Origin of the sequence: Bradyrhizobium sp. AC87j1 (assembly GCF_002936975.1) — a bacterium.
Classification (GTDB): Bacteria; Pseudomonadota; Alphaproteobacteria; order Rhizobiales; family Xanthobacteraceae; genus Bradyrhizobium; species Bradyrhizobium shewense.
Genome location: NZ_PTFE01000029.1, coordinates 54,242 through 73,917, shown reverse-complemented (window position 1 = coordinate 73,917; position 19,676 = coordinate 54,242). Strand labels below are relative to the sequence as shown.

Here is a 19,676-nt window from a genome sequence, read left to right as displayed (position 1 = left end):
GGCGAGGGCTGGGCCGGCGCGCGGACCCATTGAACTTTCCCGGATTTGAACCGGACCATTTTGCTGAAGCCGCGCTCGTCAGCCTTGGGACGCACGACATAATCAATCACCCGCTTGCCGTCATCAGCTTTGGCAAGGCTGCGGCAAGGGTGTCCACGGCGGCGCGGACCTTGGGGGGCAGTCGGGGTGAACGGGGCCACAGTGCGTGGCAGTCATAGAGGAATTCAGGCTGGCCCCGGAGGAGACCGACCAGCGCGCCGGAGTTGAGGCGCTCGCGAACCAGCCAATAGGGTAGCCAGGCGAGCCCCATGCCTTGCGCCGCGGCATCGGCAATGGCCTCCAGATCGTCGAGCCTCAGCCTGCCGGTTGGCATGATCTCGCGCAGAGGCTGGTCTGCTTGCGGAAACAGCCACGGCCGAACGCGCCCGCGGCGGCGATAGATGATCGCCTGATGCGCGGAGAGATCGTCAATCGATTTCGGCTTGCCGTTGGTGCGCAAATACGTGCGAGCGCCGCACACCACCATGCGCTGGCTTGCGATGCGCCGCGCGATCAGGCCGGATTGATCATCGAGATCGCCGGTCCTGATCGCAAGATCGTAGCCGGCCTCGATGATGTCAGCGATCGGGTCGCCGAAGGAGAGGTCGAGCTCGAGATGCGGATACTTTCGCGCGAGCTTCATCAACAGCGGGGCGATGCAGTGCCGTCCGAGCAAGGAAGGCATGGTCACGCGCAGCTTTCCATGCGGCTCGGAACGCTCGTCGGCAACGACGGCGTCGGCGGCTTCGGCCTCGCTGAGCACCGCGCGGCAGCGCTCGTAATAGGCCTGGCCAGCCTCGGTCGGGCTCTGTCGCCGTGTGGTGCGGTTTAGGAGGCGGACGCCGAGGCGGTCTTCGAGGAAGCGCACATGCTTTCCGACCATCGGCCCCGACATCTCCAGGGCGTCGGCCGCAGCCGCGAACGAGCCGAGGTCCACAGCCCGGACGAACACGGCCATGCTGGTCAGGCGGTCCATGATTGAAAACTCCTGGTTTCGACTGTTCGCTTACTTTGCCGATTTATCCACTTCCTTGGGATCGGCATAGGTCCATTCAGTTCAATTGTTTTGGAGTGCATCCATGGCCCGCGTCGTTCGCTTTCACCGCCATGGCGGTCCCGAAGTGCTGGGTATCGAGACCGTCAACGTTCCGCCGCCGGCGAAGGGCGAGGTTCAGATTCGGATCAGGGCGCTCGGCCTCAACCGTGCGGAAGCCCTGTTGCGGTCGGGGTCCTACATCGAGACCGCCCAATTTCCGTCCGGTCTTGGTCTCGAGGCGGCGGGTCTTGTCGAGGCTGTCGGCGAAGGCGTGGCCGGCTTTGCGCCGGGCGATGCCGTCAGTATCGTGCCGCCGACATCCATGGTGCGATGGCCGGCTTATGCGGAGCTCGCAACTTTTCCGGCCGAACTCGTCGTAAAGCATCCACCCGATCTAAGCTTCGAGACAGCGGCAGCGCTATGGATGCAGTATCTGACGGCCTACGGCGCGCTGGTTGACATCGCCGGACTCTTGCGAGGGGACGTGGTCGCCATCACGGCGGCATCGAGCAGCGTCGGGCTTGCCGCAATCCAGATCGCGAACCGGATCGGGGCTGTCCCGGTCGCCCTGACCCGGACATCGACCAAGCGGCGGGCCTTGCTCGATGCCGGTGCCGCTTACGTCGTGGCCTCAGAAGAGGAGGATATCGCAGCGCGGCTGGCGGAGATCGCCGGTTCAAACGGCGTCCGTGTGGTGTTTGATGCCGTCGGCGGTCCGGCGTTCGAGCCGCTGACTGCGGCGATGGCGCCGGGCGGCATCCTGATCGAATATGGCGGTCTGAGCCCTGAGCCGACGCCGTTCCCACTCTTCAACGCGTTGACCAAGAGCCTGGTCCTGCGCGGCTACCTCGTGCACGAGATCGTGCGCGATCCGACGCGACTTGGGCGGGCCAAGGCTTTCATCCTCGATGGGGTGGCGGACGACACGTTGAAGCCGATCATCGCGCGAACGTTCAAGTTCGAGGATATTGTCGAGGCGCATCGCTTCCTTGAGTCGAACACGCAGTTCGGCAAGATTGTCGTGACGATCTGAACCGGCCCGTCCAAACGAATTCGGCGCCCCACATGGCGGAGCGCCGAAATACGTTTGCCGTTTGAAGTGGCCTTACGGCAGCTTCAGCGACGTCTCTGCATTGTACGGCTTCAGCGTCTCGTCGGCGGCCTTCTGGGCGGCGGCGAGGGCTTCCTTCGGCTGCTTCTTGCCGTTGAGGACCAGCATCACCTCGTCCTCAAGATTCTTGCGCACCGGCACGGTCTTGTAGGTCGCGAACCAGGGCTTTGCGACGTCGAGCTGCTCGACGGCGGTCTTGGCGTCCGGGTTCTTGTTGAGGAAGTCCACCATCTCAGGCGTCTTGTAGGCGGCCATGTTGGGCGCGAAATAGCCGGTGGCGCGGCTCCACCAGCCGCTCTTCTCGGGCGAGGTCATCCACTTGATCAGCGTCCAGGCGGCCTTCTGCTTGTCGGCCTCGAGCCCGGCCGGAACGATCAGCGAGGCGCCGCCGATCGGCACGGCGTTGCGGACGTTGCGCGGGATGAAGGCGACCTTGTAGGCGAATTTGGCGTTGTCGCGCACATAAGTGAGCGAGCCCGTCGACAGCATCATCATCGCGGCATTGCCAGAGATGAAGGAGGTGCTGACGGCAGGGCCGGGTGTGGCGCCGGGCGCGTGGACCTTGTGCTTGTAGACAAGGTCATTCCACCAGGTGAGCGCGCCCAGCATCGAGGGCGTATCGTAATAGACTTCGCCGCCGAACTCCTCGTTGTAGTAGCGCCCGCCATTGGACATGGTGAGCGTTTCCATCATCCAGCCGCAATAGTCGTAGGCGCAGGGGATCGCGATGCCCCATTGGGTCACCTTGTCGCCCTCGCGCTTGGTCAGCTTCTTGGCCCAGTCGGTGAGCTCGGCCCAGGTCTGCGGCGGCTTGCTCGGATCGAGGCCGGCTTCCTTGGCCTTGTCGGCGTTGATGTAGAGCAGCGGCGTCGAATTGTGGAACGGGACGCCGTAGACCGAGCGGTTGATCACCGCATTGCCCTGCAGCGCGGGGAAGAACTGGCCGAGGAACTGCTCTTTGGTGGTGCCGTCGGCCTTGATCAGGGCATCGAGATTGGTGAGCTCGTTCTCGATCTGCATGTCGAGCAGGAAGTTGGCCGACATGATCACGGCGGACGGCGGTTTGCCGGCCTTGATCGCGGCGCGCGTCTTGATCAGGGTGTCGTCATAGGAGCCGGTGTAGACCGCGGTCGCCTTGACGTCCGGATGGGTCTCGTTGAACTCCTTGATCAAGGTGCCCATGTCGCGGGCGAGCTTGCCGTCGACGGGGACGGGGAAGAACAGATCGATCTCGGTCGGACCTTCGCCGGCGAGAGCCGGAAAGGCGAGGGCGCCTGCCATTGAGCCTGCGATGGCGAGGCCCAGCATGAGCCTGCGGGAGAACAGCATCGAAAAATCTCCTATTTGATGCCTGAGGTGACGAAAGAGCTGATGAAGCGCTTCTGGAAGATCAGGAAGGTGACGAGCAGCGGCGCGATCACCATCAGCGTGCCGGCCGCGATGGTGCCCCACGCCTGCGTGCCTTCGGCGGTCTTGGTGAAGACCGAGAGCCCGACCGTGAGCGGCCGCTTGTCAGGCGAGTTGATCACCATCAGCGGCCACAGGAAGTCGTTCCAGTGGCTGGTGACGGAGATGATGGCGAAGGCCGAGAAGCTCGGCATCGACAGCGGCACGTAGATGTGACGGATGCGCTGGAACAGGCTGGCGCCATCGATCAGGGCTGCGTCTTCCAGCTCGGTCGGAATGGCTTCGAACGCCTGGCGCATCAGGAAGGTGCCGAAGGCGGAGGCGAAGAACGGCATCATCACGCCGGTGAGCGTGTCGTAGAGGCCGAGTTGCGCCACCAGCGACAGGTTCGGTACGATCAGCAGCACCGGCACCAGCATCAGCTGCATCAGGAACAGATAGAAGATCAGCGTCTTGCCGACGAAGGCGAGGCGCGCAAAGGCAAAGCCCGCCAGCGTGATCGTGGCGAACTGCACCAGCAAAATGCCGGCGCAGATGATCGTGGTGTTGAGCGTGTAGCGCGGGAAATCGCCGATCTCCCAGGCATCCCTGACATTGTCGAGCGTCGGCTTCAGGCTCGGCATCAGCTCGGCCATGGCATTGATGCCGTCGGAGGCCGGGCGCAGCGTCGCCACGACCATCCACAGGAACGGGATGAGCCAGACGATCGCGAGCAGCACGGTCAGCAGGAAGCCGAGCTTGGGCGTGATCTCGCCCCTTGTGGCGAGCGGAGCGTCCCTGAACAGGCGGTCGATCAGCTTCATGGCCCGCCCTCGCGGTTGGCCATGGTGCGGAAGGAGAGCGCGGTGAGGCCCATCAGCGCGGCGAGCGTCAGCAGCGTCGCGGCCGAGGCCTTGCCGACGTCGTAATGCTCGACCGCCTGCTGGTAGATGTAGAACAACACGAGATTGGTCGCGTTCGACGGTCCGCCCTGGGTCATGACGAAGACGTGGTCGACCTGTGTCACCGCGTTGAGCGTGGCGATCACGATGACAAACAGGAAGGTGGGCTTGAGCTCCGGCAGGATGATGTGGCGGAAGCGCATGTAGGGCCCGGCGCCGTCGAGATGCGCGGCCTCCATCACGTCTTCGGGCACGGCTTGAAGGCCGGCGAGGAAGAACAGCATGTAATAGCCGGCGTTCTTCCAGATCGTGATGACCATGATCGCATAGAGCGCGATGTCGGGGTCGCCGAGCCAGTTCGGCAGCACCGGAAGCAGGCGGCCGATATAGTAGTCGAGCAGGCCGACATTGGGCAGGAAGATGAACATGAACAGCGCCGAGGCCGCGACCATCGGGATCAGCACCGGCAGGAACAGCGCGGCGCGCAGCGCGCTGCTCACGGCGTTGGTGCGCGATAGCGCCAGCGCGAACAAGAGTGCAAGCCCGATGCTTGGGACCGCGGTGCCGACCGCATAGATGAGGTTGTTGACGACGGCGCCGGAGAAGGCGGGATCGGCCAGCACCGCTGCGATGTTGTCAAGGCCGACGAAGCGGACCGGCGCCTTTGGCGTGGCGCGCTGGTAGAGCGCATCGATAAGCACGCGGCCCATCGCGCCATAGGTGAACAGCGCGAGAAAGATCAGCGAGGGCAGCAACAGGAGATAGGCGGGCAGTGAAGCTTTGAAGCGCGTGCCGAGGCGCTTCAGGACGTCAAGGCGCGGCGCCGTTGAGGTCGCGACCGGAAGAGCCGCGGGTTCGGCGAGGCTCATCTCACCGCGCCGGAAAGTTGAGTGCATAGTCGCGGCCGTCCGTTCCCGCCGGTGGCTCGAAGGGGAAGCGCAGACTGGTGTCGAGGAAGTCGTGGCTGTGTACGACGAGGTTCTCGTCGTCGATCAGCACGACGCCATAGGCGGGGGGCTCGTGGCTGGCCAGATGCGGCGCGCCAGCGTCGAGCTCGAACCAGACCTGGTGGTTGGTGCCGCGCAGGGTGGAGAACGGGATCTTGCCGTAGCTGCCGAAGATCGGCCGGTGCACATGGCCGAAGAAGAGGTGACGGATGCGCGCGCGATAGGGCGCGATCACCTCGGCGAACTCCGCGCTCTGTTTCAGCCCGATCTCGTCCATCGCATGGACGCCGATCGGGAAGGGCGGGTGATGCATGAACACGACGAACTGCTGGCCGGCGGGCGCAGCCGCGAGCGTCTTCGCGAGCCAGTCGAAGCGCTTGGCGCACATCTCGCCGGCGTGGCTGGTCTCGTCCAGCGTGTCGAGGAAGACGAACAGGCCATGCTCGGTGGTGCGCGTGCCCTGCACGAAGCCGTTTGAATCGCGCGGCGCGGCCTTAAGCGCGTCGAGGCAGGTGACGCGGCGGTCGTGATTGCCGACTATGGCGATGTACGGGATCTTTAGCGCCGACATCGCGTCTGCGAAATTGGCGTAAGACTCCGGCTCGCCCCAATGGGTGAGGTCGCCGGTCACGACCGCGAAGGCGGCGTCGGACTGGTGCGTGTTGATGTCGGCGATCGCAGCATCCAACCGGGCGCGCGGATCGAGGCCATAGAGCGTCAAGCCGGGGTTCGCCAGATGCGTGTCGGTGATGTGGATGAATTTGAAGGGCATGGCGCGCTTTGTCGGGACGGTTGGAGGATGGGCGCCTCCGGCAGGACGACCCTGACAGGCGGTTAGAGCGCGTGTGTTTCCGTTTGATGACAGGGGTTCCTGCGTCCACAGCAGCGCGCTGCGCACGGTGGATTAGCCGAAGGGGTAATTCAACGTTCCGGCTTACCTTGAGTTGCGGTGCTGCGCGGAGCAGAGCTAATCTAAGCGCGCAAACTCGGTTCTTGTCCCGCGGATCGAGCTAACGATCGATCGCGCGCAGGCGCTTGATCTCGGCGATCAATCTCGGAATGTCCTGTCGCGCGTTGGCGATGAATTCCTGATCGGCGAGCGTCGCGCCAGTGAGGTAGACGTCTTCGCCTCCGGTCTGGACAAAGTCCGATCCGCTTAGTTTATCGCGCTTCTCGATGAACGATTTCCAAGGACCCGCGGTCGCCTGCTCGCAGCGCGCCTTGATCGCCCCGATCTCGTCATCTGTCAGGGCCGAGAGCTGCGTCATCTTGCAATCCAGAACAGGTCTACGTTCCGCAGAACGTCCGCAACACCCGCTGGTCCGGCAGCGGAGGATCGGCATAGGCGGCGTAATCCGGCTGGTCCTCGAACGGTTCTGCCAGCACCTTCACCAATTCCTCGAACGGCGCGTAATTGTCATCGTTGACCGCGGCCTGGATGACGGCCTCGATGCGGTGGTTGCGCGGGATGAAGGTGGGATTGACGGCGTGCATGGCGACTTGCCGCTCGGCAGCGCCCTGCGGCTCAAGCGCGATGCGGGCGCGCCAGCGGCCGGCCCATTCGTCGAAGGCGGCGGGCTCCATGAACTGCGCACGCGCATCGGCGCTGTCATCAACGGCGGCATCGCCGAGCTTGCGGAAGGTGAGGGTGAAGTCGGCCTGGTTCTTGGCCATGGCGACGAGCAGGTCCTGGATCAGCGCGTCGTCGCCGTCGCGCTCCGTGAACAGGCCGATCTTTTTGCGCAGGCCGGCTTGATAAGCCGCGCTGAACTGGTCGGAGAAGGCGCCGAGGATGTCCTGGGCTTCGGCGACCGCTTTCTCCTGCTCGTCCGAGAACAGCGGCAGCAGGCATTCGGCGAGGCGCGTCAGATTCCAAAGCGCGATGCGCGGCTGGTTGGCGTAGGCGTAGCGGCCCATCTCGTCGATCGAGGAAAACACCTGCGAAGGGTTGTAGGCGTCCATGAAGGCGCAGGGGCCGTAATCGATGGTCTCGCCCGAAATCGAAGAGTTGTCGGTATTCATGACGCCGTGGATGAAGCCGACCAGCAGCCAGCGCGCGACGAGATCGGCCTGGCGCGCGACGACGCCGGCGAGCAGCGCGTGATAGGGCCGCTCGGCGCCGACTAGTTCGGGATAGTGCCTGGCGATGACGTGGTCGGCGAGCCGGCGGATCGCCTCGGTGTCACGGCGCACGGCGAAGAACTGGAAGGTGCCGACGCGGATATGGCTGGAAGCAACACGCGTCAGCACCGCGCCGGGCAGCGCGGTCTCGCGGATGACGTGCTCGCCGGTAACGACGGCGGCAAGCGAGCGCGTGGTCGGGATGCCCAGCGCATGCATGGCCTCACTGACGATGTATTCGCGCAAGACCGGCCCGAGCGCCGCGCGGCCATCGCCGCGGCGGGAGAACGGGGTGGGGCCCGATCCCTTGAGCTGGATGTCGCGGCGGATCCCGTCGCTGTCGATGACCTCGCCGAGCAGGATGGCGCGGCCATCGCCGAGCTGCGGCACGAACTGCCCGAACTGGTGGCCGGCATAGGCCATGGCGATCGGATCGGCGCCGGCGGGAACCGTCTTGCCGGCCAGGATCTCGGCGCCCTCCGGGGTTTCCAAGAGGTCCGGATCGAGCCCGAGCTGGGCCGCCAGCGGCCGGTTCAGCTTGATCAGCCGGGGGGCGGCGACAGGGGTCGGCGCGACGCGGGCAAAGAAGCTGTCCGGCAGCGCCGAATAGGAGTTCTGGAAGGGGAAATGCACTGTCATGGCCTCAAGATAGGGCTGGAACGGCTGATGGCAAAGGGATGGGCCCGGATCGGGCAAAAATGGGCGCTTCCGGCTCAAAACAGGCCGTTCCCTTGGTTGCCGCCCCCGGCCTCGTCGGGTAAACCCTGCCGCAATCTCGGACCGGCCCTTACAGGCCGTCCGATTCGTTTCCTCCGACATCATTTTTGGGACGACCATGCATCGCTACCGGTCACATACATGCGGCGCGCTCCGCGAGAGCAACATCGGCGAGACGGTCCGCCTGTCAGGCTGGGTCCATCGTGTCCGCGACCATGGCGGCGTGCTGTTCATCGACCTGCGCGACCATTACGGCCTGACCCAGTGCGTGGTCGACCCGGACTCGCCGGCGTTCTCGCTGGCCGAGAAGCTGCGCTCGGAATTCGTGGTGCGGATGGACGGCAAGGCCCGCCGCCGCCCCGAGGGCACCGACAATGACGATCTGCCGACCGGCAAGATCGAGATCTACGTCACCGAGATCGAGGTGCTGGGTCCGGCCGGCGACCTGCCGCTGCCGGTGTTCGGCGACCAGGAATATCCTGAAGACATCCGCCTGAAGTACCGCTTCCTCGACCTGCGCCGCGAAAAGCTGCACCAGAACATCATGACGCGCGTCGAGATCATCAAGTCGATGCGCAGGCGCATGGAGGGGCAGGGCTTCTTCGAGTTCAACACCCCGATCCTGACCGCGTCCTCGCCGGAAGGCGCGCGCGACTTCCTGGTGCCCTCGCGCATCCATCCCGGCAAGTTCTATGCGTTGCCGCAAGCGCCGCAGCAGTACAAGCAGCTGCTGATGATGTCGGGCTTCGACCGCTACTTCCAGATCGCGCCGTGCTTCCGCGACGAGGACCCGCGCGCCGACCGCCTGCCGGGCGAGTTCTACCAGCTCGACGTCGAGATGAGTTTTGTGACTCAGGAAGACGTGTTCGCGGCGATGGAGCCGGTCATCACGGGCGTGTTCGAGGAGTTCGCCAAGGGCAAGCCGGTCACGAAGGGATGGCGCCGGATTCCGTTTGCCGAGGCGCTGCGCAAATACGGTAGCGACAAGCCGGATCTGCGCAACCCGATCGAGATGCAGGACGTCTCCGAGCACTTCCGCGGCTCCGGCTTCAAGGTCTTTGCGCGCATGCTCGAGGATCCCAAGAACCAGGTCTGGGCGATCCCGGCACCGGGCGGCGGCTCGCGCGCCTTCTGCGACCGCATGAATTCGTGGGCGCAAGGCGAGGGCCAGCCCGGCCTCGGCTACATCATGTGGCGCGAGGGCGGCGAGGGTGCAGGTCCCCTTGCGAACAACATCGGGCCGGAGCGCACCACCGCGATCCGTGCGCAGATCGGCGTGAAGGAAGGCGATGCCGCCTTCTTCGTCGCCGGCGACCCCGACAAGTTCTGGAAGTTCTCAGGATTGGCCCGCAACAAGGTCGGCGAGGAATTGAACCTCACCGACAAGGAGCGGTTCGAGCTCGCCTGGATCGTCGACTTCCCGATGTACGAGTACAATGAGGACGACAAGAAGGTCGATTTCTCGCACAACCCATTCTCGATGCCGCAGGGCGGCCTGGGCGCGCTGAAGGGTCAAGATCCGCTGACCATCAAGGCGTTTCAGTACGACATCACCTGCAACGGCTACGAGATCGCTTCGGGCGGCATCCGCAACCACGTGCCGGAAGCGATGGTGAAGGCGTTCGAGATCGCGGGCTATGGCGAGCAGGAAGTGGTCGACCGCTTCGGCGGCATGTACCGCGCCTTCCAGTATGGCGCGCCGCCGCATGGCGGCATGGCCGCCGGTGTCGACCGCATCGTGATGCTGCTTTGCGGCACGAACAATCTGCGCGAGATCTCGCTGTTCCCGATGAACCAGCAGGCGATGGATTTGCTGATGGGCGCGCCGTCGGATGCGACCACAAAACAGCTTCGCGAGCTGCATGTGCGGGTGAATCTGCCGCAGAAGTGAGTGGTGCATGCCCCGGACGCAGCGCAGCACGGTAGTGATGCGCTGCTGAGCCGGGGCCCACATTTCGGCGAACAGCAGGCTTTCTCGGTCCCGGCTCTGCGCCGCGTCACTGCGTGCCGCAGCGCGTCCGGGACACGAGAGCTACAACCCCGTCGACGCCTCGATCCTGAACTGCGCCAGCGCGATGATCGGTTCGTTCTCGAGGACGTCCATTAGCTGAAGCACCGGTAGCTTGCCGAACGGCGTCAGCTTGATGCTCAGCGTTTGCCCGGAGGTCTCGACGAAGCCGGCGAGTGCATCGACCGCGACTCTGGCATCGAGATTGGAGGCCGCGATCCTCTCACCCTGCGTCCGGATCATCGCAACGAGGGCGCTGCGCGCGGCATCACGGCTGACATTCTGCACGCGCGCGAACTGGGCCACGACAAGATCGACAACGCCGCGATCGCGCAAGGACAGCTCGATTGCGCCGGTCTCGATCTGCGCCAATTGGCCCATAGCCTCTAGCGGGTCCGTCGTGGTGAAGAGGTCGCGCGGCACCTTGGCGAGCGCCACGCTTACCTGCGCTTTGGCGAGGTTGCCGAGATCGAGCGTGGCCGGCGCCAGCGCGAATGCGCCTGACGCTTCCGTCCAGGCCGCGCCGAGATCGAGGTCGATTGCGAGCTTATCCACGCCTGCCACGATCAGCGGCTGCAGGACCGGATTGGCGGGATCGGTCGGCGTGACCATCTTCACGACCAGACTGGCCTTGCTCGGGATCGATCCCACCAGTTGGCCCCAGTTCAGGCTGATCGTGTCGACGGTGATGGGCTGCCGCGCGTTCTCATGCGGCGCAACCACGCCCTTGACCTCGGCGCCTTCGAGCACCCGGAACAGGCCCAGCATCTGATCGGGCGAGGGCGGTTGCCCGGGATTGGTGAGACCCGAGGCCCAGCGCATCAGGTTCGGCATGCTGAAGGATTTGAGCGCGAAGCGCTCCATCTTGAATTGACCCTGCGGCGAGGGTGCATCGACGCCCTCGATCGCGAATTCGCCCTGCCGGTAGCGGATCGCGTTGATCTTCCCTGTTCCCTGCGGTGTGCCAATCGAGGTCTTGCCGATCTCGGCCTTGCCGATGCGAATGCCGTCGTAGAATCCGGCGACCTTCTCCATCAGCTCGCGCGTTTGCGTCGGCGTTGGCGGGGCCGACTTATCCTGCGGCAGCATGGCAAACATCTCGAACAAATGGAGCTTCGACGGCTGCACGTCGATGTCGTCCATGGCGAAGCCGTCGATATCCATACGCAGGCCCAGCGCGGACTTTAGCACATAAGGGCCGCTCGAGATTTGCCGGTAGACCCGACGGTAGCTGTCGTCACCGCTCGTCTGCGGATCGAGTGCGGCGAGGATCGGGGTCGAGTCGAAATCATTGACGATGATGCCGGAGATCTCTCCAGTCAGCTTGTCCGCCTTGCCCGGTTGCGTAACGTTGATCGTGAAGGTGGCACGGTCCGTCTTCATTGCCTCCACTTTGCCGCGGCCGAGGTTTTGGAGCGCGAGGCCGGAATAGACTGCTTCACCGCTGCCGCTGCCCGCGTCGAAACTGATGTTGATGGACGGGATCATCACGGACGTTGCTGTCACGCTCGCAAACTGGTCGAGCACGAACCGGTACACGTCGCCCAAGGAGCTCGATGCCGGCACGTTTTGAACGCGGAGGGGACCCGCATAGTCGCGCAGCGTCACCTGCGGGATCTTGTAGGCCACTTTCAGCTTGCCGGGGCCGACTTCATCCAACGCAATCTCGACACCCGAGATGTCGATGCCGTCAGCGGCAAAGCGCGTCTCACCGATCTGGCGGACGCCCGAGCTCTTGAAGGCGCCGATCTTGATGTGCCCCTGCAACGGGTTGCCGGGATCGATTGCAATGTCCTCGATCGTCAGCGTCCGGCTCGACTGTTCGAAGGCGATCTTGCCGTGGCTGGCTTTGCTGCCGCCGGCGCGAAGCCGCTCGAACGCCGCCTCGACCTCGCTGGTCATCCGATGCTGGACATAGAGGTTGAAGCCGAGCCATCCGCCCGAGCCGAGTACGGCTGCCGCGATCAGGCCGATCAGGATTCGCTTCATTCCCAGCTCCAGTTGCTCGTTTTGCGCCGCGCAACCTGCCATATTCGCGAAACGCCGCGCGGTCCAGGGAAAGCTATGGTTTTCAAATATTTGACCGCGCGCCCTGTTGATGGGCGCGCAATCGGATGTTGCCACCGGGGCGCCCGGCGTGCTTCATCCCGTTTCCATGACCCGGAAATACGGTCCGCTTGGACAGCCGCTTTCGGATCGTGCATTTTTGAGGCCGGTAACGCGAGGCGAGACACCGCATGTCGTCCTATTCTGATGATCTCCACCAGGCGGCGCTCGCCTACCATCGTCTGCCGCGCCCTGGAAAGCTCGAGATCCAGGCAAGCAAGCCGCTTGCCAACCAGCGCGACCTCGCGCTGGCCTATTCGCCGGGCGTCGCCGCGGCCTGCACCGAGATCGCCAAGAACCCGGCGGAAGCCGCCACGCTGACCACCCGCGCCAATCTGGTCGCCGTGGTCTCCAACGGTACCGCCGTGCTCGGCCTTGGTAATATCGGCCCGCTGGCCTCCAAGCCGGTGATGGAGGGCAAGGCCGTCCTGTTCAAGAAATTCGCCGGCATCGACGTGTTCGACATCGAGATCGCCGCCGACACCATCGACCGCGTGGTGGAGACCGTCGCGGCGCTCGAGCCGACCTTCGGCGGCATCAATCTGGAAGACATCCGCGGACCGGAGTGCTTCGAGATCGAGGCGCAGCTCAAGGAGCGCATGAAGATCCCGGTTTTCCATGACGACCAGCACGGGACCGCCATCATCGTCGCCGCCGCCATCACCAACGGCCTCAGGCTAAACGGCAAGAAGCTGTCCGAGGTCAAGATCGTGGCGTCGGGGGCAGGGGCCGCGGCGATCGCCACGCTGAACCTGCTGGTGTCGATGGGCGCGCAGCGCAAGAACATCTGGGTCTGCGACATCGACGGCCTCGTACATGAGGGCCGCAACACCACGATGGACCGCTGGAAGGCGGTCTATGCGCAAAAGACCGAGAAGCGCACGCTCGCCGATGTCATCGGCGGCGCCGACATCTTCATCGGTCTCTCGGCGCCCGGCGTGCTCAAGCCCGACATGGCCAAGGCCATGGCCGACAAGCCGCTGATCATGGCGCTCGCGAACCCGACGCCTGAGATCATGCCGGAAGAGGCGCGCAAGGTGCGCCCTGACGCCATGATCTGCACCGGCCGCTCCGACTATCCCAACCAGGTCAACAACGTTCTCTGCTTCCCCTTCATCTTCCGCGGTGCGCTCGATGTCGGCGCCAGCGCCATCAACGAGGAGATGAAGCACGCTGCCGTCGAGGCCATCGCGCAGCTCGCGCGTGAGGCGCCGTCGGACGCGGTCGCGCAAGGTTTTGATACCGGCGAGACGCAAGGGTTCGGCCCGGGCTCGCTGATCCCGAGCCCGTTCGACCCGCGCCTGATCCTGCGCATCGCGCCGGCGGTGGCGAAGGCGGCGATGGAGTCCGGCGTCGCGACGCGGCCGATCACCAATTTCGACGAATACACCGCGCTGCTCGAGCGCTTCGCCTTCCGTTCCGGCCTCGTCATGAAGCCGATGTTCGCCAAGGCCAAGACCCAGCCGGTGCGCGTGATCTACGCCGAAGGCGAGGACGAGCGCGTGCTGCGCGCCACGCAGGTGGTGCTGGAGGAGAATTTGGCGCGGCCGATCCTGGTCGGCCGTCCTTCGGTCGTGGAGGCGCGCATCAAGCGCTTCGGCCTCTCGATCCGCGCCGGCAAGGATTTCGACCTCGTCAATCCCGAGGACGATCCGCGCTATCGCTCCTATGTGCAGTCCTATGTCGAGGTCGCCGGCCGCCGCGGCGTGACGCCGGATGCGGCACGCACTGTGGTGCGTACCAACAACACGGTCATCGCTGCGCTCGCGGTCACGCGCGGGGAGGCGGATGCCATGCTCTGCGGCGTCGAGGGCCGCTACATGAGCCATCTGCGCCATGTCCGCGAGATCGTCGGTTTTTGCCCGGGCATCAGCGACTACGCGGCGCTGGCACTCCTGATCACCAGCAAGGGCGCCTTCTTCATCGCCGACACGCAAGTTCGTCCCAATCCGAGCGCTGAGGAGCTCGCCGAGATCGCATCGCTCGCCGCGGTCCACGTCCAGCGCTTCAACATCAAGCCGAAGATCGCCTTCGTCTCGCACTCGGATTTCGGCAGCTACGACACCGATTCCTCGCGCAAGATGCGCCGCGCGACCCAGCTGCTCAAGGAAAAGCATCCGGAGATCGAGGCCGACGGCGAGATGCAGGGCGATACTGCGCTCTCCGCTGCCGCGCGAAAAATGGTGTTGCCGCATTCCAATCTCGAGGGCGAGGCCAACATCCTGATCATGCCGACGCTGGACACCGCCAACGTCGCCTATCAGATGATCAAGTCGCTGGCGGACGCGCTCCCCGTCGGCCCGATCCTGGTCGGCCCGGCGCGCCCGGCGCATATCCTGACGCCGTCGGTGACGGCGCGCGGCATTCTCAACATGACGGCCGTCGCGGTCGTCGAAGCGCAGGAGCGCGCCGCTCGGCAGCCGACGTTGTTCACGTAGGCCTCTAGCGTCATCGGCGCTGCAATCCCTTCTCCCCTTGTGGGAGAAGGTGGCGCGAAGCGCCGGATGAGGGGTTGTTTCCGCGCCTCGGGATCTCGCGAGCTTCCGCGCCGAGTGATACCCCTCATCCGTCTCGCCGCTTTGCGGCGAGCCACCTTCCCCCACAAGGGGAGAAGGGAAGAGACCGCCAATCTTGAATTGCTTTCAGTTCTCCATTTCCCCGTTTGTAAAGCGGCGCGCGACTCTTCATAATCCTCACGCGTTCCGCGCTTTGAGCTTGCCAAGAGGCCGATCATGCCAGCGTTCGTGACTTTCGGGCGAATCCTGTTCGCCGTGCTGTTCATCTACACGGGCGCGACCAAGCTCTTTGCCATCCAGGCGACCGCCGACTTCATCGCCACCAAGGTGGTGGTCCCCGACCTCGTCGCGCCTTATGCCAAGCAGGTGGAGACGGCCACCGCCATGACCACGCCGCAGCTGCTGGCGATCGCGGTCGGCGCGCTCGAGATCATCGCCGGGCTGATGATCGCGCTGAATTTCGGCGCGCGGTTCTTCGCGATGCTGCTGATCATCTACGTCGCGGTCGCGACCGTGCTGTTCGACGATTTCTGGAACCAGGCGCCGCCCGACAACGCCAAGATGGTGGTCGACGCGCTGAAGAACCTTTCGATCATCGGCGCCTTGTTCATGATCATGGGATACGGCCGCACCACGCGTCCGGCCGAAGCGGCGTACGGAGACGTCTGACGGCCTACGTTCGGCGCCAGGGTGTCACGGTCACCTCATGCGCCGCATCGAGCAAATACGGCGCGCTCGGCTGCATCCCGTGCGACGTCAGCACCTGCTGCGGGCTGCGCTGGGGTACGCCGACGAAACAGCCTTCGCCGCCGGGCAGGCGCAGATGCGGGGCTTCCGATAGCCAGAACGTATCGTAGCGGCCCATGAACATCTCGAACACGGCTGGGCCGCCGATGACGGCGACCATGCCGGTGGCGACATCGGCAAAGGCGCAGGCCTCCTCGAAGCTCGCCTGTTCCGGATTCCACAGCGTCGCGTTCGGCATCTCCGGATCGACGGTGAGCGCCTTGATCTTGCGGGTCAGGATCAGCCGCTTGCGCTTCGGCGAGTTCGGCTGCTGCTCATGCGAGTTGCGGCCGTGCACGATCAGCGCGGCGCGATCGAGCGCCTGCTCGAAGAACAGCTTGTCGCCGTCGAACTTCAGGCTGTCGGGCATGACGTGGCTCGCGTCGGCGAGCATGCCGTCCGCAGAGACGATGACGTAGCCTTCGATACGGAAAGACAATGGCCGTCTATTCGGAAACGGTCGTCACCACGGAATTGACCGGGCGCTGGCTCACCGTCGGCAGCTTGGCGTCCTTGAGCAGCTCCTGGTCGTATTCGGGCAGCGACGAGGCCGGGAATTTGGCGCGCATCGCCACCACCTTGTAGCCGCCGGCCTTCAGGCGCTTGAGCAGCTCGGGCAGGGCTTCCGCCGTGTGCTTCTGGAAGTCGTGCATCAAGATGATGCCCTTGCCCTTGGTGTCGAGCTTCTTCATCACGGTCTCGACCACCTTCTCGGGCTTGGAGGCCTTGAAGTCGAAGGAGTCGATATCGCAGGAGAAGATCGCAGTGTTGCGGTTGCCGAGATAGGTGACCATCTCCGGCGGATGCTGAAGCGCCGGGAAGCGGAAGAACGGTGAGGGCGAGATGCCGCCGAGCGCCCACTTCACCGCGGAAAGGCCCTTCTCGATCTCTTCCTTGCGCTGCGCTTCCGTGAGCTTCTTGTTGTTGAGATTGGCGTGCGACCAGGTGTGGGTGCCAACGGTGTGGCCGGCGTTGTAGACCTGCTTCAGGATCTCCGGCTCATAGGTCGCGTGCTTGCCGATCGAGAAGAAGATGCCGGTGGTGCATTCGTCGGCGAGCGCCTTCAGCACAGCGGGCGTGTTCTTGGGCCAAGGGCCGTCGTCGAAGGTCAGCACCACCTCCTTATCGCGCAGGAAGTCGAGCTCCTTGAAATGCTCGAAGCCGAAGCCCGGACCGCCCGTGGTGTCGATCTCGACGGTGCGGGCGACACCGAGCGCGCCCGGCGTGTTGCAGGCCGCGCGGGCCGGCTGCGGCGCCTGCTTGGGCGGAGGCGGATTGACGAAGCCTGCCGGCGCGGCGGCTGCCGCGGGAGCTGCCGGCGGAGCCGCAGCAGGCGCGGCCGTGGCCGGCGTCGCCGCGGGTGCGGCTTGCGTCGCAGCTGCGGGCTTTGCGGCCGGGGTCTGCGACCATGCTGCGCCGGTCATTGCAACCGACATCGCGCTTGCCAAAATCAGTCCTGCCGCCACACGCATGGTGTTGTCCTCGAGATTGATCCCGTTGTTCCGCCGCTGCTTTTCGCCCTCGGCAAAAACCGTCCTGCCCCAAACGATCCTAGCCTAGATGGTGGGCCATCGCCATTGCAACGGCTGTTTGGCATCCCGCCACAATTGTGCCCAGCCGGATTGGGGCGCCGCGCGTCAACTGTCGGCCAGCGTCCTGGCAATGGCCGTCTTGATCCGCGTGTCGGCCGGTTCGACCGCGGACGGAAAGACCTCGGCAATATAGCCGTCGCGCCCGATCAGGTATTTGTGGAAGTTCCAGCGCGGAACTTCCCGCGGCCGCGCGTCGGCGGCCCATTTGTAGAAGGGATGCGCCTTCGCGCCGACGACGTTCGCCTTGGCCGCAACCGGGAAGGTAACACCATATTGGTGGTGGGCGGTCTCCGTGATCTCGCTAGTGCCGCCCGGCTCCTGGCCGCCGAAATCGTTGGAGGGGACGCCGATCACGGTGAGCCCGCGCGCGCGAAACTCGCTCCAGATCTCCTGCAGGCCGGCATATTGTGGCGTGTAGCCACAGAGCGAGGCCGTGTTGACCACCAGCACCGGTTTACCGGTGAAAGCGGCAAGGCGGATGTCCTCGCCGGACAAAGCGGGGAAGGAGAAGGCATAGGCCGAGATCCGGCTCATGCCGCCATCGGCGAGCGCGCGCGTTGCCGGCACGAGCATGCCTGCAAGCGCCGCGGTGAGCATGGTTCTGCGATTCATCATGACGGCGTCCCCCGAAATGATCCGGGCCGCATGTTACTCCGCCGCTGCGACCTGCTTCGTCAACACCGCGTTATCGGGGCGTCGTGAAACAGGTCAGTACAGGCGGACGATGAAATCGGTGCCTTCGCCGGTCTCGCCCTGGTTGATGCCCTGGTCCGAGATGATGATCGAGCCGCCTGATGTCAGCATCTCGTTGATCTTCGCCATGGTGTCGGCGGGGATCGAGATGCGGTCGAGGGCCGCGGCCGGGCTGTCCGGCGTGACCACGGGCTTGGGAGTCACAGGCTTGGCGGCGACGGGGATCACCGCCGCGCCACCCTTGCGGCGCGTGAGGCGGCTGTCGTCCTCGCGGGCCGCGGAACGGGCGGAGACCGGCAGCGACAGCACCGACCAACGCAGCGCATTGGAGTCCGTCTTGTCGAGCTCGGCGGTGAAGATATGCGTGCCGAGCGGACGGTCGCTCGTGGCAATCGTGATCGGGACCTCGAAAAGCGGCGCGAAATTCTGCCGCACGTAGAGCTTGGAATCCTTGCGACTGATGAAGACGGCGATCTGGCCCGCCCGCTTGGGCGCTTCCGGCTTTGCGGCCACCGCCGGTTCGGCAACGCGGCCGTCATCCTTCTTCGCGTCGGGCGAGGCGGCGAGCGCAGGTGCAGTGGCCGGCGCATCGGGCGTCTTCGCGGAGTCCGCGGCTTCAGTCTTGACCGGCTCGGTCTTGACAGCTTCGACCTTGTCGGTGGCGGTCTTGTCGTCGCTAGCCGGCTTGGCGGCTTCCTCCGATTGAGGCTTGGCCGCGTCGGATGCCTCGGCCGTCTTGGTCTTGTCAGCCGGCACGGCGGCTTCCTCGCGGGCTGACGCATTGCCCGTGGTCACATCCGACATCGCGACGTGTCCGACGGAGGTGCGCAGCTCGAGCACGCTGTCGGCGCTGGCAGTTTTGGTCTCGGCGGCTTTGGTCGGCGCGGCGCCCTTGTCGGCCTTGTCGCCGACATTGGTCTGCGGCTCCAGGCTGGCCGCAGGCTGCGGCGGCACGCGCGACGAGGCGAGCAGGGGATGGGAGAAGCTGTGCGGCGTCATCTCGCCGGGCGCGACGATGACGCGCGCGCCCAGCCTGGTCCAGTTCCACATCTTCACCGCGAACGCCATCGGCATGCGGATGCAGCCATGCGAGGCCGGATAACCCGGCAGCACGCCGGCATGCATGGCGACACCGGACCAGGTGATCCGCTGCATGTACGGCATCGGAGCGCCGCTATAGATGTTGGAGTGGTGGAATTTGTGCTTCTGGATGACGCTGAACACACCCATCGGCGTCGAATGGCCCTTCATGCCTGTCGACACCGGAGATTCCGCGAACACGCCGTTGGTGTCGTAGACCGTGACCTTCTGCCGGTCGATCGAGACGACGATGACCAGCGGCCCTTGAGGCTTGGTGCCGGCTTCCTTCCCGGCGACAGCTTCCTTCTTGACGGCAGCGCCGCGCTTCTGCGGCTTCTGGCGCGGTATTTCGGGATGCCGGTCCTGCCGGGCGTAATAGGACCCGTCGGAATAATCCGTCCAATAATAAAATGCTGCGTCTGCCTGGCTGGTCGCGCCGATCACACCCGCCGCCGTCAAAATGGCGACCTGCCAGAGCCGCGCCGGCTTGGCAGAAAAACCCGACCCGTTCACGCTGTTCATCCTCGAATCCATAATCCAAATCAGACGTTAGTCTCGCAGAGGGGATACGCGTTCACCAGCAGGGCGGTTCTGCCATCAGCTACATTTGTCCAACTCGTAGCAAAAAAGCCTCAC

At 64.7% G+C, this 19,676-nt stretch carries 16 protein-coding genes; 4 read left to right on the top strand and 12 right to left on the bottom strand.

From position 1 onward, the window contains the following. Positions 1 to 106: 106 nt before the first annotated feature. Positions 107 to 1,015, bottom strand: coding sequence for a LysR family transcriptional regulator (locus tag CV770_RS17325; protein WP_104463158.1), 909 nt, complete (start codon positions 1,013 to 1,015; stop codon positions 107 to 109). A gap of 103 nt (positions 1,016 to 1,118) precedes the next feature. On the opposite strand from CV770_RS17325, the gene CV770_RS17320 reads away from it, so the two are divergent. Next, positions 1,119 to 2,108, top strand: a complete 990-nt coding sequence (locus tag CV770_RS17320) for a zinc-dependent alcohol dehydrogenase family protein (protein ID WP_104463157.1) — start codon at positions 1,119 to 1,121, stop codon at positions 2,106 to 2,108. A gap of 72 nt (positions 2,109 to 2,180) precedes the next feature. Here the strand turns inward: CV770_RS17320 and CV770_RS17315 are convergent, their stop codons facing one another. The 6 genes from CV770_RS17315 to CV770_RS17290 all read right to left on the bottom strand — a co-directional run bounded on the left by CV770_RS17315 (position 2,181) and on the right by CV770_RS17290 (position 8,181). Continuing rightward, the gene (locus CV770_RS17315) at positions 2,181 to 3,515 is read right to left on the bottom strand and encodes an ABC transporter substrate-binding protein (protein WP_104463156.1); all 1,335 of its coding nucleotides are present in this window, start codon (positions 3,513 to 3,515) and stop codon (positions 2,181 to 2,183) included. An 11-nt stretch (positions 3,516 to 3,526) separates the two neighbouring features. Then, positions 3,527 to 4,396, bottom strand: coding sequence for a carbohydrate ABC transporter permease (locus tag CV770_RS17310; RefSeq protein WP_104463155.1), 870 nt, complete (start codon positions 4,394 to 4,396; stop codon positions 3,527 to 3,529). Beyond that, positions 4,393 to 5,343, bottom strand: coding sequence for a carbohydrate ABC transporter permease (locus tag CV770_RS17305; RefSeq protein WP_201759899.1), 951 nt, complete (start codon positions 5,341 to 5,343; stop codon positions 4,393 to 4,395). The genes CV770_RS17310 and CV770_RS17305 overlap by 4 nt, the downstream gene beginning before the upstream one ends. Position 5,344: 1 nt before the next feature. Next, on the bottom strand, positions 5,345 to 6,193 hold the full coding sequence (locus CV770_RS17300) for a phosphodiesterase (protein WP_104463153.1): 849 nt from the start codon (positions 6,191 to 6,193) through the stop codon (positions 5,345 to 5,347). A 238-nt stretch (positions 6,194 to 6,431) separates the two neighbouring features. Then, positions 6,432 to 6,689 carry a hypothetical protein gene (locus tag CV770_RS17295; protein WP_104463152.1) on the bottom strand — a complete coding sequence of 86 codons (258 nt, stop codon included), beginning with the start codon at positions 6,687 to 6,689 and terminating at the stop codon, positions 6,432 to 6,434. Positions 6,690 to 6,708: 19 nt separating this feature from the next. Continuing rightward, positions 6,709 to 8,181, bottom strand: coding sequence for a protein adenylyltransferase SelO (locus CV770_RS17290; protein ID WP_104463151.1), 1,473 nt, complete (start codon positions 8,179 to 8,181; stop codon positions 6,709 to 6,711). 196 nt (positions 8,182 to 8,377) lie between these two features. Between CV770_RS17290 and aspS the strand changes: the two genes are divergently transcribed. Then, complete coding sequence (gene aspS / locus CV770_RS17285; RefSeq protein ID WP_104463150.1) at positions 8,378 to 10,150, top strand: aspartate--tRNA ligase; 1,773 nt, start codon at positions 8,378 to 8,380, stop codon at positions 10,148 to 10,150. A 141-nt stretch (positions 10,151 to 10,291) separates the two neighbouring features. Here the strand turns inward: aspS and CV770_RS17280 are convergent, their stop codons facing one another. Continuing rightward, positions 10,292 to 12,256 (bottom strand): aq_1923 C-terminal domain, encoded by a 1,965-nt coding sequence (locus CV770_RS17280; protein ID WP_201759898.1) that lies wholly within the window; start codon positions 12,254 to 12,256, stop codon positions 10,292 to 10,294. Positions 12,257 to 12,504: 248 nt separating this feature from the next. Between CV770_RS17280 and CV770_RS17275 the strand changes: the two genes are divergently transcribed. Both CV770_RS17275 and CV770_RS17270 read left to right on the top strand, forming a co-directional pair. Continuing rightward, complete coding sequence (locus CV770_RS17275) at positions 12,505 to 14,811, top strand: NADP-dependent malic enzyme (RefSeq protein ID WP_091955094.1); 2,307 nt, start codon at positions 12,505 to 12,507, stop codon at positions 14,809 to 14,811. Positions 14,812 to 15,105: 294 nt separating this feature from the next. Next, complete coding sequence (locus CV770_RS17270) at positions 15,106 to 15,558, top strand: DoxX family protein (RefSeq protein ID WP_091955097.1); 453 nt, start codon at positions 15,106 to 15,108, stop codon at positions 15,556 to 15,558. 4 nt (positions 15,559 to 15,562) lie between these two features. Here CV770_RS17270 and CV770_RS17265 read toward each other — a convergent pair whose 3' ends face one another. The 4 genes from CV770_RS17265 to CV770_RS17250 form a co-directional block, all read right to left on the bottom strand. Then, a complete protein-coding gene (locus CV770_RS17265; protein ID WP_201759897.1) occupies positions 15,563 to 16,114 on the bottom strand; it encodes a dihydrofolate reductase family protein in 552 nt (183 codons plus the stop codon). 7 nt (positions 16,115 to 16,121) lie between these two features. Continuing rightward, complete coding sequence (locus CV770_RS17260; RefSeq protein ID WP_104463148.1) at positions 16,122 to 17,147, bottom strand: polysaccharide deacetylase family protein; 1,026 nt, start codon at positions 17,145 to 17,147, stop codon at positions 16,122 to 16,124. A gap of 165 nt (positions 17,148 to 17,312) precedes the next feature. Beyond that, entirely contained in the window at positions 17,313 to 17,882 is a 570-nt protein-coding gene (locus tag CV770_RS17255) for a glutathione peroxidase (protein WP_104463147.1), read from the bottom strand. A 93-nt stretch (positions 17,883 to 17,975) separates the two neighbouring features. Next, positions 17,976 to 19,562, bottom strand: a complete 1,587-nt coding sequence (locus CV770_RS17250; protein ID WP_201759896.1) for a L,D-transpeptidase — start codon at positions 19,560 to 19,562, stop codon at positions 17,976 to 17,978. Between the last annotated feature and the right edge of the window lie 114 nt (positions 19,563 to 19,676).

Excerpts from the sequence above, each read along its gene's own strand:
- CV770_RS17325 (WP_104463158.1), bottom strand. The coding sequence starts at position 1,015 with ATGGACCGCCTGACCAGCATGGCCGTGTTCGTCCGGGCTGTGGACCTC.
- CV770_RS17320 (WP_104463157.1), top strand. The coding sequence starts at position 1,119 with ATGGCCCGCGTCGTTCGCTTTCACCGCCATGGCGGTCCCGAAGTGCTG.
- CV770_RS17315 (WP_104463156.1), bottom strand. The coding sequence starts at position 3,515 with ATGCTGTTCTCCCGCAGGCTCATGCTGGGCCTCGCCATCGCAGGCTCA.
- CV770_RS17310 (WP_104463155.1), bottom strand. The coding sequence starts at position 4,396 with ATGAAGCTGATCGACCGCCTGTTCAGGGACGCTCCGCTCGCCACAAGG.
- CV770_RS17305 (WP_201759899.1), bottom strand. The coding sequence starts at position 5,343 with ATGAGCCTCGCCGAACCCGCGGCTCTTCCGGTCGCGACCTCAACGGCG.
- CV770_RS17300 (WP_104463153.1), bottom strand. The coding sequence starts at position 6,193 with ATGCCCTTCAAATTCATCCACATCACCGACACGCATCTGGCGAACCCC.
- CV770_RS17295 (WP_104463152.1), bottom strand. The coding sequence starts at position 6,689 with ATGACGCAGCTCTCGGCCCTGACAGATGACGAGATCGGGGCGATCAAG.
- CV770_RS17290 (WP_104463151.1), bottom strand. The coding sequence starts at position 8,181 with ATGACAGTGCATTTCCCCTTCCAGAACTCCTATTCGGCGCTGCCGGAC.
- aspS (WP_104463150.1), top strand. The coding sequence starts at position 8,378 with ATGCATCGCTACCGGTCACATACATGCGGCGCGCTCCGCGAGAGCAAC.
- CV770_RS17280 (WP_201759898.1), bottom strand. The coding sequence starts at position 12,256 with ATGAAGCGAATCCTGATCGGCCTGATCGCGGCAGCCGTACTCGGCTCG.
- CV770_RS17275 (WP_091955094.1), top strand. The coding sequence starts at position 12,505 with ATGTCGTCCTATTCTGATGATCTCCACCAGGCGGCGCTCGCCTACCAT.
- CV770_RS17270 (WP_091955097.1), top strand. The coding sequence starts at position 15,106 with ATGCCAGCGTTCGTGACTTTCGGGCGAATCCTGTTCGCCGTGCTGTTC.
- CV770_RS17260 (WP_104463148.1), bottom strand. The coding sequence starts at position 17,147 with ATGCGTGTGGCGGCAGGACTGATTTTGGCAAGCGCGATGTCGGTTGCA.
- CV770_RS17255 (WP_104463147.1), bottom strand. The coding sequence starts at position 17,882 with ATGATGAATCGCAGAACCATGCTCACCGCGGCGCTTGCAGGCATGCTC.
- CV770_RS17250 (WP_201759896.1), bottom strand. The coding sequence starts at position 19,562 with ATGAACAGCGTGAACGGGTCGGGTTTTTCTGCCAAGCCGGCGCGGCTC.